Origin of the sequence: Archangium gephyra, from assembly GCF_049060025.1 — a bacterium.
Taxonomy (GTDB): domain Bacteria; phylum Myxococcota; class Myxococcia; order Myxococcales; family Myxococcaceae; genus Archangium; species Archangium gephyra_A.
Genome location: NZ_JBMEQQ010000002.1, coordinates 9792023 through 9804313, shown reverse-complemented (window position 1 = coordinate 9804313; position 12291 = coordinate 9792023). Strand labels below are relative to the sequence as shown.

Genomic DNA, 12291 nt, shown 5'->3' with positions numbered 1-12291 from the left:
ATGGCCCTCATGGGCTTCAGGAAGCGTGTTTGCGCACCAGGGCCGTGGCTCCGCTCGTCTCGTTGGTGGCCAGATAGAGTTCCTCCTGGCTGTCGCCGGACTGCTGCACCTGCTCCTGAAGCAGGTACGGCCCCACCCGCTCCGCGCCCTCCCCCCTCGCTTCGGACTTCTTCTCCTCGTCCATGCGTGCTCCTCCCTGGCCTCCCCGCCTACGGGTGGCCAGGTGCTCTTGTTGGCATGGACCGGACCCGACTTCCAGGAGGTACCCGGTGCGCCGGGTGGGGGCCTACTCACGGGGACGCCGGGGAAGATGTCAAAGGACTCGTTCCGACACCTCGTCTCCTCTACGAATCGTCTGACACCGTTCCTGGGCTCAGCTCCGGGACTCGACGACGACGAGCACTCCGCCCTCGGGGGCCAGGGTGACACCGCGCCGCCCCACCCGGGTCTCCGCGCGCGTGGCGGACCGGAGCTTCACCCTCCGCAGGAGCTCGGCGAAGATTATCCGCATCTCGTAGGTGGCGAAGGCCATGCCGATGCAGCGCCGTGCTCCACCTCCGAAGGGGAAGTACTCGTAGGGACTGCTCCGCTTGCCCAGGAAGCGCTCCGGGTTGAAGCGCTCGGGCTCCGGCCACAGGTCCGGGCGACGCTGGGTGAGATAGACGCAGGGCATCACCGCCATGCCCGCGGGCAGCTCCCACTCGCCCATCTTCATGGGCCGCTGCAGCACCCGGCCCACGGCGGGGGCGACGGGCAGCAGGCGCAGCGTCTCCTTCAGCGTCGCGTCCAGGTACTCCAGACGGCTCACCTGCTCGGGAGCCAGGGGCTCCGTGCCCGCCACCTGGCGGAGCTCCTCCCTCAGCCGCGCCTCCACGTCCGGGTGCTGGAGCACGCGGTGGAGCGCCCACGAGAGCGTGGTCGCGGTCGTCTCGTGTCCGGCCGCCAGCAGGGTGATCGCCTCGTCGCGCAACGCCTGATCGGACATGGGCTGGCCGTCCTCGTCACGCGCCTGCATGAGCATCGAGAGGACATCCTCGCGCTTCTCGACCCCCTCGGCGCGGCGCCTGTCCATCTCCGCGTAGAGGTACGTGTCCACCTCCTTCATGAGGCGGCTGAGCTGGGCCCACGGAAGGAACCGGCTCAGGTCGGCCTTCACGGGCCCGAGGTGGATCGGCTCCCGCCCCACCGAGAGCAGCTTGAGCATCCGCTCCGGTGGGAGCAGGGCGCTCATGAGCAGCACGGCGTTGTGCGAGCCCAGGTTCAGCATCCGGATGAACAGCTCGCGGAAGTGCTCGAACGTCTCGCCCTGGGTGAGGCCGAAGACCGTCTTGAGGATGATGTCCAGGGTGATGTCCTGGAACTGCTCGTGGAGGGTGAAGGGCTTGCCCACCGTCCACCGGTCGATGACGCGGTTGGCGGACTCGCGCATGGACAGGCCGTAGGCCAGCATTCGCTCGCCATGGAAGGGCGGCGTCATCATCCTCCGCTCGCGGATGTGCTCCTGGTCATCGAGCAGCAGCAGCGAGTTCTTCCCCACCATGGACTCCATCACCCGGTTCACCGGCCCCACATAGAGGTCCTCCGGCTTCCCGGTGAAGACCTGACGGATGACCTCCGGGTTGCTGGTGAGCAGGAACGGGGGCGCGTTGGGGAACTGCATCATGAAGCTCTCGCCGTAGCGCCGCGCCGACTCCTCCATGAACTGGATGGGGCGGTACACCCACTGGTGGAGCTGGAGGAGACTCGGCTGGGGAATGCGAGGAGGAAGCATGGTGGACTCCCTGAGTCGGCACAGGCGCGCTGCCTTGCCACTTCATTTGTAATGAGGTGGCTGGCAGCGGATGTGATGTATCACGGAGCCTCTATTAGCACTTCTTGATGCTCAATGGAGCTTCGGCAGCTTCGAGGAGGGCCGCGGACAGCGACCGACCGAGCAGTGCGCCAGGCAGGTGGAGAGGCTGCGCAGCCCCTTTGAGTACACGCCAGCCCAGGCCGCCCTCCCATGCAGAGATGCAAGCCCACCGAAGGATGCGGAGCCGAGGCAATTTTCCGAGGCGCCGCCTCGCGGCCCCTCAAGAATCTGAGTGGACGGGCCATCCAAAGCCCGGCTGATCGCTCGATGTCCCTCGGAGTCCGCCGGGCCTGGGCTTTGCTTTCCTGGGCATCACCTGGGATTCACGGGAGAGAACACATGCTGCGCCTGAAGCGACACGGACTGGCACTGGCTTCCTGCCTGGTACTCACGGCCTGTGGAGGCGGCTCGGCCCCAGCCAACGAGGAGGCGGATGCGCGGATGGCCCTGTACGTCGCGTCCTGCGAGTCCCCCGCGCCGCTGCACCTCTCTCCGGGCGAGAAGGTCCCTGACTCCTACATCATCGTGTTCGATGAGGCGTTGGAGGATCCCTTCGCGCGGATAGACCAGCTCGAGGGGAAGTACGGTTTCACCTCGGACTTCCGGTGGAAGGCGGCCCTCAAGGGCTTCTCCGCCACGCTCAGCCCCGAGACGGTGGGGGCCCTCCGCTGTGAGCCCGACGTGGACTACATCGACGAGAATGCCTGGGTCGAAGTGGGCTGACGCTCCCTAGAATGCTGGGATGCTCACCCCCCGCGTCGTGCTCTGCTGCGGTGTCCTGTGGTTGCTCTCCTCCGGCTGCGCTGGCTCGTCCGCCACGATGCGAAAGGGCGAACCGGGTGCGGAAGCAGGTGGGCCCTCGACCGAAGCTTCTGTGCAGGCGCCTGCCGCCCCCGTGGAGACGCCGGCGCAGGAGCCCTCGAACTACGGCTACACGCCGGAGAACCCCATCAAGGTCGGCGGAGGGCCTGATGGCGAGCACGAATACCTGCAGCACCTGCGTGGTCCCGAAGGTCAACAGCTGAGCTACAACCGGCTCGGCAGTTGCTGCGGCTTCGAGGACGCCTCTCTTCCCTTTGGCGGCGGCATGCTCGACATGTACGAGGTGACGTACGAGGGCCTGGAGAAGCCGGTGACGCTCTTCCTCGACATGTACCGCCGCGAGGAGCCGCGCGCGCCCTCGGGCTTCCGCATCGACTGAGGCGCAGCGGACGCGAAGGCAGCCCGCTTGCCCTGGACCAAGGAGGTCACGTACCGGGTGGACCGGCGTGAGGACGGCTCGAGTGTAGAAGTCTCGCGCCAATCGGCATGGCCAGGTGGCGCGGCGTTCCGTGTCCCCTACTCGCTGCGGCCGAACACGCGCTGGAAGATGTCGTCCACGTGCTTGATGTGATAGCCGGCCGAGAAGCAGTCCTCGATCTCCGCGGGCGTCATCACCTTGAGCAGATCCTGGTCCTCCGCGAGCGCCTGCCGGAAGGTCACGCCCTGCTCGTACATGCGCATCGCGTTGCGCTGGACGATGACGTACGCCGCCTGGCGATCCATCCCCTTGCGCGCCAGCTCCAGCAGAATCCGCTGCGAGTTCACCACCCCGCCCAACATGTCCAGGTTCTTCTGCATGTTCTCCGGGTAGACGCGCAGGTTCTCCATCAGCCCCGAGAAGCGGTGCAGCATGAAGTCGGCCACGATCGTCGCGTCCGGGCCGATCACCCGCTCCACCGAGGAGTGCGAGATGTCGCGCTCGTGCCAGAGCGCCACGTCCTCCAGGGCGCTCACCGCGTAGCCGCGCAGCAGCCGCGCCAGCCCGGAGAGGTTCTCCGAGAGGATGGGGTTGCGCTTGTGCGGCATCGCGCTCGAGCCCTTCTGGCCCGGGGTGAAGTGCTCCTCGGCCTCGCGGACCTCGGTGCGCTGCAGGTGGCGGATCTCCACCGCGAACTTCTCGATGCTCGCGCCCACCAGCGCCAGCGCGGAGAAGTACTCGGCGTGCCTGTCTCGCTGGACCACCTGGCTGGAGGCCGGCGCGGGCGTCACGCCCAGCTTCTTGCACGCGAACACCTCCACCGCGGGAGGCAGGTGCGCGAACGTGCCCACGGCGCCCGAAATCTTCCCCACGGCGATGACCTCGCGGGCCCTCAGCAGGCGGGACTCGGCGCGGCGCAGCTCGTCGTACCAGATGGCCAGCTTGTGCCCGAAGGTGATGGGCTCGGCGTGGATGCCGTGGCTGCGGCCCATCATCAGCGTGCGCTTGTGCTCGAAGGCGCGCTTCTCCACCGCGGCCATGGCGCGCTTCACCCCCTGGAGGATGAGGTCCGCCGCATCGCGCAGCACCAGGCCCAGCGACGTGTCCAGCACGTCCGAGGACGTCATGCCCAGGTGGAGCCAGCGGGCGCTCGGCCCGATGCGCTCCTCCATGAAGGTGAGGAAGGCGATGACGTCGTGCTTGGTGGTGCGCTCGATCTCCTCGATGCGGGCGGCATCCGCCTCGGTGAAGTCACCGGCGCGGGCGAGGCAGTCGTCCAGCGCCTCGCGCGGAGCAATCCCCTGCTCCACCATGCCCTCCAGCGCGGCCAGCTCCACGTCGCGCCAGCGGCGCAGACGGGCCACGTCGGTCCAGAGGGAAGACATCTCCTTGCGGCTGTAACGCGGAATCACTCGAACACCCTCACGGGGAAGTCCCGCTTCGCCGCGAACCGGAGCAGCTCCAGCACCACGTCCCTGGAGCCTCCCAGCTTGCCGGCGGCGGAGAGATTGACGGACAGGTCCATGCCCTCGGGCTGGGAGACAGCCAGCGCACCGGGATCGACCTTCTCATGGATGATGCGGTTGGCCAGCCGTCCCGCCTGCTGCCCGATGGCGGTGGGGCTGGGAGCGAGGGCGAGCGTGGCGCCCTCCTTCACCTGACTGGGGGTGAGGCCCACCAGCGGCAGGCGTTGCGCGGTGGCGAAGGCGATGAGCTCCTGGACGACCGCGGCGTTGCCCACCGTCTTGTCGGCCACCATCAGCAGCGCGTCCACCTTCTCCTTCGAGGCGGCGAGCACCTTGTCCGCCTTGCCCTGCGCGTCCGCCGAGAGTGGCACGATGGAGAGCCCCAGCGGGCCCGCGGCCGACTGCGCCGCTTCCACCAGCCCGCTGGAGAAGCGCGGGTCATGCAGGATACCCACCCGCTTGGCCGAGGGAGCCAGGGACTTGAGGGCGGCGAGCTCGGGGCGGAAGTCGCTGGTGAGCGCGATACCGGTGATGTTGGGGCCCTCCAGGCCATACTTCTCGTAGTAGGGCACCATGGCGAAGAGGACGGGGACCTGCGTGAACGTCCGGCGGGCGGCGTTGGCCGCCAGCGGGCCAATGGCCAGCACCAGCGCCGGCTTCTGCGCGGCGATGCGCTGGAAGGCCCGGGCCGCCGTCGGGGCGCTGTCCTCCAGCGTCACCTCCACCACCTCGGCACGCACCTCGGCGCTGAAGCCGGCCACCACCGCCGCGTAGGGCGCGAGCGCGGCGGACTTCACCACCACCACCACGCGGGGCCGCGCCGGCTCCGAGGCGGCCACCAGCGGCGCCCACAGCACCAGCAGGGCGAGCCACCCCCACCGCCTCATGGCCTGGTCCCCTGCGAGGACGAGGGAGCCGCGGGAGCCGGCTGCGCGCCGTGACGGAGCTTCAACAGCAGCCAGTACCCTCCGGCCGCGCCCAGGCCGAGCCCCGCGAGCGTCAGCAGCACCAGGGCCATGGTGGAGGAACGGGGACGGGGCGGCGCCGGAGCCACGGGCGCGCTCCGGGGAGGCGCCTTGGCGGGAGCCTCGGGCCGGGGCTCGGCACGCGCGGCGGGAGCCGGTGGAGCCGGGGCCGGACGCGGTTTGGGCGCGGGCGCGGGCTTGGGAGCCCGGCCCATCATCACCGCGAGCGTCGCCGAGTCGAGCGGCTGGGTGGCCTCCAGCGGACGCTCGCCCTCCTTGGCCTGCGAGGCGAGCCGCTGCTCGATGCTCGTGGAGGACAGAATCTCGGTGGGCCCGGAGTCCACGCGGGCACGGGGCACCTCGAGCGTGGGCGTGCTCGGCACGGGAACCTCCGGGAGGGTGGCCTTGGGGACTTCTTGCTGCGTGGGCATCATGCCCCCCACGGCGGGCACCTGGATGGTTGGGGCCGCCAGGGCCGGCAGCTCGGCGGTGGGAACGGGCGGGGGCAGCATGTCCGAGCCCAGGGGAGCGGCCGTCGCCAGCTCGGCCGTGAGGCTGAAGGGCACCGGCTTGGGGCGTGGGCGGGCAGCCGCCTGCGCCCCCGCGGCGGGCTTCCCCGAACCCGGCGCCGGCCTCGGACGCGCCAGGGCCGCGGAGAAGCTCCGCGAGGAACTCGTTCGCCGTCTTCGGCCGCGCGAGCGGATTGGCGTTGACGGTCCGCCGGTAGAGGGCTTCCACGCCGGGCGGCAGCTCGGGGTCATGGGCGTGCAGATCCGGCACCTCGCCCTCCTCGGGCGTCTGTCCGGTGAGCAGCTCGCCCAGGATGACGCCGAGCGAGTAGATGTCCATCCGCGTGTCCAGCTCGCCGCCTTCCGCGTACTCGGGGGCGACGTAGCTCGCGACGCGCCAGACCTTCTGGGCCTGGATGAAGGGCAGCCGGGGAATGCCGAGCGCCAGCCCGTAGTCCGTCACCTTCAACATGTCGGGGAGGACGAAGATGTTCTCGGGCTTGAGGTCCGAGTGCGGCCCGTACTTGTGGGCGGTGTTCAGGGCCTCGACGAGCTGCGCCAGGAGGGGCTCGGCCTCCTTGGCCGTGAAGCGCTGCCCCTGCGCCGCGCGCTGCTCCATCATCCGCCGCAGCGTCATGCCCTCGAGCAACTGGGTGGTGAAGTAGGGCCGGTTGCGGTCCTCGCCCTCCTCGTAGACGCGCACGTGGTGGGGGTGGGAGAGCTTCTTGCCGTGGCGCAGCGACAGGGAGAACTGGGTGCGCTCCTCGGGCATCTGCACCAGGCGGGGGTTGATGACCTTGAGCGCGACCTCGACGTCCATCTCCTGGTCGAGCGCGCGGAAGACGTGTCCCACCGGACCGGGGCCGAGCACCTCGCGGATGGCGTAGCGCTTCGCGAAGACGTCGCCGGGCTTGTAGGGAGCCTCCACGCTCCCTCCACGACGGCGCGAGCCGCCCCCCGCCGCCGCGCCCGTGAGCTTCAGCCCACAGGTGGCGCAGGATTCACTGTTGTCGGGGACATGGCTGCCGCAGCGGTAGCAGAGCAAAGCGGTCGGACTCCCGGAGGTGGGGGGCTGTGGCGGGGCCTCCAGAAGGCACCCATCTTGGGTCTTAACCCGCTGCGCCAAGACGGGGCAAGGAACGCCCACTCAGCGGCCCGTCGAGCCGAAGCCCCCCTCTCCCCGCTCGGTGTCGTCCAGCACCGTCAGCTCCACCAGGGACACCTGGGACACCGGAGCCACCACGAGCTGAGCGATGCGTTCGCCGCGCCGAAGCGTGAAGGGCTGCGAGGAGAGGTTCACCAGGAGCACCTTGACCTCGCCCCGGTAGTCCGCGTCCACCGTCCCTGGCGAGTTCAACAGGGTGATGCCGTGCTTGAGCGCCAGTCCCGAGCGGGGCCGGAGCTGCGCCTCGTAGCCGGGAGGCATCGCCAGCGCGAGGCCCGTGGGCACCGCCATGCGCTCCATCGGCCCGAGGGTCATTTCCCCCTCGATATCCGCCCGCAGGTCCATCCCCGCGGCGAGCTCGGTTTCGTAGCGCGGCAGCGGCAACGGCTCGGGATGGGTGCGCACGCGGCGGACCCTCACGCTGACGGACGAGGTCATGTGGGATGAAGTAGCACAAGGTAGCTACAAAGCGAGTTCCCAGCCTCCCGGCCCGCCAAGCCAGTGGAAGTCAGTTCTTTCAGGAGTGCTCCCGCGGGAAAGCACGGGGCGCCCTCCGGCCGCGCGGAGAGCCGACTGGTCCAACAATCGGACCAGTTGCTCCCCATCGCGGCCGGAACCTCCCCCCTGACAGGACTTACCCCTCCTGGCTTAGCGGGCAGTCTCGTTCGCCACGGGAGTGGACCTGGGGCGGAAGCGCAGCGGGTCCACGGGCTGCGCGGAGAGCTCGAGCTGGTAGTGCAGGTGGGGCCCGGTGGAGCGGCCGGTGTTGCCCGAGCGGGCGATGAGCTCACCGCGCGTCACACGCTGTCCCGGCCGGACCAGCAGCTCCGAGTTGTGGCAGTAGGCCGTCGTCACGCCGCGGCCATGGTCGAGGATGAGCACCCGGCCATTCACGCCGTCCTCGCTCGCGCGGCGCACCGTGCCGTCGGCCACCGAGCGGACCTCGGTGCCCACGCGCACGGAGAGGTCCACGCCCGTGTGCAGCTTGCGCGTGCCCAGCACGGGGTGGAGGCGGTAGCCGAAGGGGCTCGACACCGGGGTGTGCTCCGGCACGGGCCACGCGAGCCCGAAGGCCGTGGCCAGCGCGAGCGCCTGGGCGGCGGCCACGGTGGCGTCCTCGAAGCCGGGGGGGAGCTGCCTCGAGAGGCGCTCCAGACTCGGGGCACCGCCCTCGGCCGCCACGCGCGAGGCGGCATAGCGGGCCGGGACGCGGCCGGCGAAAACGGCGGTGAGGCGGGACTCCTCGTGGGGGAAGGCGCTGGCCAGGGACTCGTGCAGCTTGCGGGCGGCGAGGGGGCCTCGGGTCTCATCCAGCAGGGACTCGGAGGGAATGCCCAGCTCCGTGGCGAGCGCGAAGGCGGGAGCCCGGGCCGCGGGCGAGAGGCCCTTGAGCGCGAGGTGGGTGCCGTACGCGAGCGCCTCCGCGTGGGTGAAGGGCCGGAGGGGTGGCGCACCGGGGGCGAGCGCGGGCGCGGACACGCCGGAGCCACTGACGCCATCATAGTAGGCGAGCAACGGCCGGGCGGTGCTGCGGCTCCCGAAGACCCAGGCCGAGGTGCGCCGCACCAGGGCCCCCGCGGGCGTGTGGTGCCAGGCACACCAGAGGCAGAGGACAGCCAGGGAGAAGTCGAGCAACCCTCGAACGTGGCGTGGGAACACGGGGCGTCCTCCTCAGCGCACGAAGGACCACAGGGGCGAGGCATCGAGCGCGGCGGCGAGCGCGAGGGGTGCCACCAGGGCGGAGCCGGGCAGCCCGTAGGCGAAGGCCCGTGCGGGTCCGCGCGCATGGAGGCTCGGAGGCGGCATCCGCGTGCTGGAGGTTGCGCAACACCGCGCGCCAGCCCAGCCGCCACAGCAGGCCGCCCAGCGCCGCGAGCGCGAGGCCCCGGGCCGCCACATCCGCCACCCCATCGCCGAGCAGCTCGCGCCACGAGAGGTACACCGAGCCCTGGACGAGCCGCGCCACGGTACAGGCGCCAGCCACGGCCACGAGCGCGGTGGCCAGCGGGCGGATCCACCGCACGGTGGTGGGTTTGCGCAGGCAGCGCGACAGCATCGCGCGCCACGAGTCGCGCCGCGGAAGCGCGAGGGAAGACCGGGCTGGAGACTGCATCTCCTCACGGTAGCCGAGCGCGGGCAGCGCGAGCACCACGTCCGCCGTCAGCTCCCAGGCCAGGGCGAGGGCCCGGGCCAGCGTGGTACGCCGCTCGAGGGAGAGCAGGTCCACGAGGGGGGCGGTGAGGGAGTAGCGGCCCACGACCCGGTCGAACGCGGCATCGGCCAGGTCCACCACGGCCAGGAGCCGGTCATCGAGCGTATCGGCCGCGGCGTGGACGCCCACGGCGATGAGCGCCAGCAGGCCGAGCGGCATGAAGGCCCACCGGAAGTGGCCGAGGAAACGCGAGAGCGCGGAGAAAGGCCCAGGGGACACGAGAGGCTCCGGAGGTGGACGCGCTCATCAACGCACGAGCCGCGGGGAGGATTTTTCCCGCTTGGAGCCCGCAAAGGAAGAAGCCCTCCCCCGCCGGAGCGGAAAGAGGGCTTCGATTCACCTTTCCCAGAGGGAAAGGGGAGCGACTCAGGCCTTGGCGCCGGGCTGGGTGGCCTCGGGCTGGGCGGTGTCCGCGGGAGCGGGGGCGGTGCCCTGCTGCGTCGCGGCGCGCTCGGCCATGGCCTCCTTGCGCGACAGACGGATCTTGCCCGTCTTGTCGATGCTGATGACCTTCACCAGCACCTCATCGCCCTCGTTGAGCACGTCCGACACGCTCTTCACGCGCTTGTCCGACAGCTCCGAGATGTGGATGAGGCCGTCGGTGCCCGGGAACAGCTCCACGAAGGCGCCGAACTCGGCGATCTTCCGCACCGTGCCCGTGTAGATCTTCCCGATCTCCGCCTCGCGCGTGAGCGCCTGGATCATCGCGATGGCCGACTTCACCGAGTCCACGTTCGAGCTCGCGATGTCCACGCGGCCCGAGTCGTCGATGTTGATGACGGCACCCGTGCGGGCGATGATGTCCTTGATCACCTTGCCGCCCGGTCCGATGACGTTCTTGATGAACTCGGGGCGGATCTGGATGGTGGTGATGCGCGGCGCGTAGGAGCTGATCTCCTTGCGCGGCTCGGCCATCGTCTTGAGCATCTCGCCCAGGATGTGCAGACGGCCCTGGCGCGCCTGCTCCAGCGCGCGGCTCATGATCTCCGTGGTCAGACCGGTGATCTTGATGTCCATCTGGATGGAGGTGATGCCCTTCGAGGTGCCGCACACCTTGAAGTCCATGTCGCCCAGGTGGTCCTCGTCACCGAGGATGTCCGAGAGGATGGCGACCTGATCGCCCTCCTTCACCAGGCCCATGGCGATGCCGGCCACCGGGGCCTTGATGGGCACGCCCGCGTCCATCAGCGCCAGCGTGCCACCGCACACCGAGGCCATGGAGGACGAGCCGTTGGACTCGAGGATGTCCGACACGAGCCGCACCGTGTACGGGAACTTCTCGCTCGGGGGCAGCATGTTGCGCAGCGCGCGCTCGGCCAGGGCGCCGTGACCCACCTCGCGACGGCCGGGGCCGCGCAGGGGCTTGGTCTCGTTCACGCTGAACGGGGGGAAGTTGTAGTGCAGCATGAACCGCTTGAAGGACATGCCGCCGAGCAGTTCCAGCCGCTGCTCGTCCTCGGCGGTGCCCAGCGTGGCCACCACCAGCGCCTGCGTCTCGCCGCGGGTGAAGAGCGCGCTGCCGTGGGTGCGCGGGAGCACGCCCACCTCGTTGGTGATCTCACGCACCTTGTCGTGCCCGCGGCCGCCGATGCGGCCACCGTTCACCGTCAGCGTGCGCATGTGCTCGTACTTCAGGTCCTCCACCACCGACTTGGCGTGCTTCTCCACCTGGGAGGTGTAGGCCTCGCCCAGCTGCTCCTTGAGCTTGGACAGGGCCTCCTTCTTGGCCTTGGAGAGCGCGTCGTAGCGGGCCGCCTTCTCCTTGATGGTGTAGCCCTGGACGATGCCGTCCCAGGCCAGCGCACGCACCTTGGCCTTCAGGTCCTCGGGCACCGCGGCGATGCGGTCGTAGTTGCGCACCGTCTTGTTCAGCGCGCGCCGCATCTCGTCCTGCAGGTCCAGCACCGGCAGTGCCGACTGCTTGCCGAACTCGAGCGCGGCCACCATGTCCGCCTCGCTCACCTCCTCGGCGCCGCCCTCCACCATCACGACGGCCTCACGGCTGACGGCCATGACCAGGTCGATGTCCGACAGCTCGCGCTGCTTGCGCGTGGGGTTGGCGATGAGCTTGCCGTCCACCCGGCCCACGCGGATGCCCGCGATGGGACCGTTGAAGGGGATGTCCGACACCCACAGCGCCGCGGAGGCGCCGGTAATGCCGTGGATGTCACCCTCGTGCTCCGGGTCCGCGGAGATGACGCTCGCGATGACCTGGGTCTCGTAGGCGTACCCTTCCGGGAACAGCGGACGGCAGGAGCGGTCCACGATACGGCTGGCCAGCGTCTCCTTCTCCGTCAGACGCCCCTCGCGCTTGAAGTAGCTGCCGGGGATGCGGCCGGCCGAGTACAGCTTCTCCTGGTACTCCACCGTGAGGGGGAGGAAGTCCACGTCCTTCTTCTCGCGCGCGCTCACCGCGGTGACGAGCAGCATGGTGTCGCCGTAGCGAACCACCACGGAGCCATCCGCCTGCTTGGCCATGTGGCCGGTCTCGATGGTGCAGCTCGGTGTCGCCAATCTTGACGCTCTTCTTCAGGTGCATATCGGTCTTGCCTCGTACTTCCTGGTGGCCCCGCTGACGCGCGCCCTGCCTTTGGACAAAAGAAAGGTGAGGGCCCACGCGCCTCGGTGCGAGGCCTGTGGGGTTGAGATGCGGTCGCCTGGCCTGGAACAGGCGGATACGGGCAACCGCGGCTTGACTGCGGTGGGGGGCGCTTCGGAAGCGCCAGAGGGATGCGCCGGAGCTTTGATCCCTGATCGCGCGGGCCGACCCGTTTGAGCTGGTCGGCCCGTCCGAACGGAAACCAAAACCTCCATCCACACCACTCTCTTGCTTCCTCCCTGCCCCGCTTCTTTCTCGAAACTGCGACTGTTGTGACGTCTCT

10 protein-coding genes are annotated in these 12291 nt (G+C 69.7%); 2 read left to right on the top strand and 8 right to left on the bottom strand.

The annotated features are described in order from the left end of the window. Positions 1–16: 16 nt before the first annotated feature. Positions 17–184 carry a hypothetical protein gene (locus ACN28I_RS42890; protein WP_420947652.1) on the bottom strand — a complete coding sequence of 56 codons (168 nt, stop codon included), beginning with the start codon at positions 182–184 and terminating at the stop codon, positions 17–19. A 189-nt stretch (positions 185–373) separates the two neighbouring features. Next, positions 374–1771: a cytochrome P450 gene (locus ACN28I_RS42885; RefSeq protein WP_420947651.1), complete on the bottom strand. Its 1398-nt coding sequence runs from the start codon at positions 1769–1771 to the stop codon at positions 374–376. Positions 1772–2191: 420 nt separating this feature from the next. Here ACN28I_RS42885 and ACN28I_RS42880 point away from each other — a divergent pair, with 420 nt between their 5' ends. Together ACN28I_RS42880 and ACN28I_RS42875 are read left to right on the top strand one after the other, a co-directional pair. Continuing rightward, positions 2192–2575, top strand: coding sequence for a protease inhibitor I9 family protein (locus tag ACN28I_RS42880; protein ID WP_420947650.1), 384 nt, complete (start codon positions 2192–2194; stop codon positions 2573–2575). A gap of 172 nt (positions 2576–2747) precedes the next feature. Then, positions 2748–3053, top strand: coding sequence for a hypothetical protein (locus ACN28I_RS42875; RefSeq protein ID WP_420947649.1), 306 nt, complete (start codon positions 2748–2750; stop codon positions 3051–3053). Between the two features lie 137 nt (positions 3054–3190). On the opposite strand, the gene purB is transcribed toward ACN28I_RS42875, so the two are convergent. The 6 genes from purB to pnp all read right to left on the bottom strand — a co-directional run bounded on the left by purB (position 3191) and on the right by pnp (position 11923). Continuing rightward, positions 3191–4504, bottom strand: a complete 1314-nt coding sequence (gene purB, locus ACN28I_RS42870; RefSeq protein WP_420947648.1) for an adenylosuccinate lyase — start codon at positions 4502–4504, stop codon at positions 3191–3193. Next, a complete protein-coding gene (locus ACN28I_RS42865) occupies positions 4501–6960 on the bottom strand; it encodes an ABC transporter substrate binding protein (RefSeq protein ID WP_420947647.1) in 2460 nt (819 codons plus the stop codon). Before ACN28I_RS42865 ends, purB begins: the two co-directional genes overlap by 4 nt. Positions 6961–7179: 219 nt before the next feature. Continuing rightward, positions 7180–7635, bottom strand: a complete 456-nt coding sequence (gene dut / locus ACN28I_RS42860; protein WP_420947646.1) for a dUTP diphosphatase — start codon at positions 7633–7635, stop codon at positions 7180–7182. A 210-nt stretch (positions 7636–7845) separates the two neighbouring features. Beyond that, positions 7846–8712 carry a M23 family metallopeptidase gene (locus ACN28I_RS42855; RefSeq protein WP_420948826.1) on the bottom strand — a complete coding sequence of 289 codons (867 nt, stop codon included), beginning with the start codon at positions 8710–8712 and terminating at the stop codon, positions 7846–7848. Next, the gene (locus tag ACN28I_RS42850; protein ID WP_420947645.1) at positions 8696–9628 is read right to left on the bottom strand and encodes a hypothetical protein; all 933 of its coding nucleotides are present in this window, start codon (positions 9626–9628) and stop codon (positions 8696–8698) included. The genes ACN28I_RS42855 and ACN28I_RS42850 overlap by 17 nt, the downstream gene beginning before the upstream one ends. A 147-nt stretch (positions 9629–9775) precedes the next feature. Then, positions 9776–11923 (bottom strand): polyribonucleotide nucleotidyltransferase, encoded by a 2148-nt coding sequence (gene pnp / locus ACN28I_RS42845; RefSeq protein WP_420947644.1) that lies wholly within the window; start codon positions 11921–11923, stop codon positions 9776–9778. Positions 11924–12291: the final 368 nt, after the last annotated feature.

What these genes read in the sequence shown, in the direction of transcription:
- ACN28I_RS42890 (WP_420947652.1), bottom strand. Translation starts at nt 184, where the DNA reads ATGGACGAGGAGAAGAAGTCCGAAGCGAGGGGGGAGGGCGCGGAGCGG.
- ACN28I_RS42880 (WP_420947650.1), top strand. Translation starts at nt 2,192, where the DNA reads ATGCTGCGCCTGAAGCGACACGGACTGGCACTGGCTTCCTGCCTGGTA.
- ACN28I_RS42885 (WP_420947651.1), bottom strand. Translation starts at nt 1,771, where the DNA reads ATGCTTCCTCCTCGCATTCCCCAGCCGAGTCTCCTCCAGCTCCACCAG.
- dut (WP_420947646.1), bottom strand. Translation starts at nt 7,635, where the DNA reads ATGACCTCGTCCGTCAGCGTGAGGGTCCGCCGCGTGCGCACCCATCCC.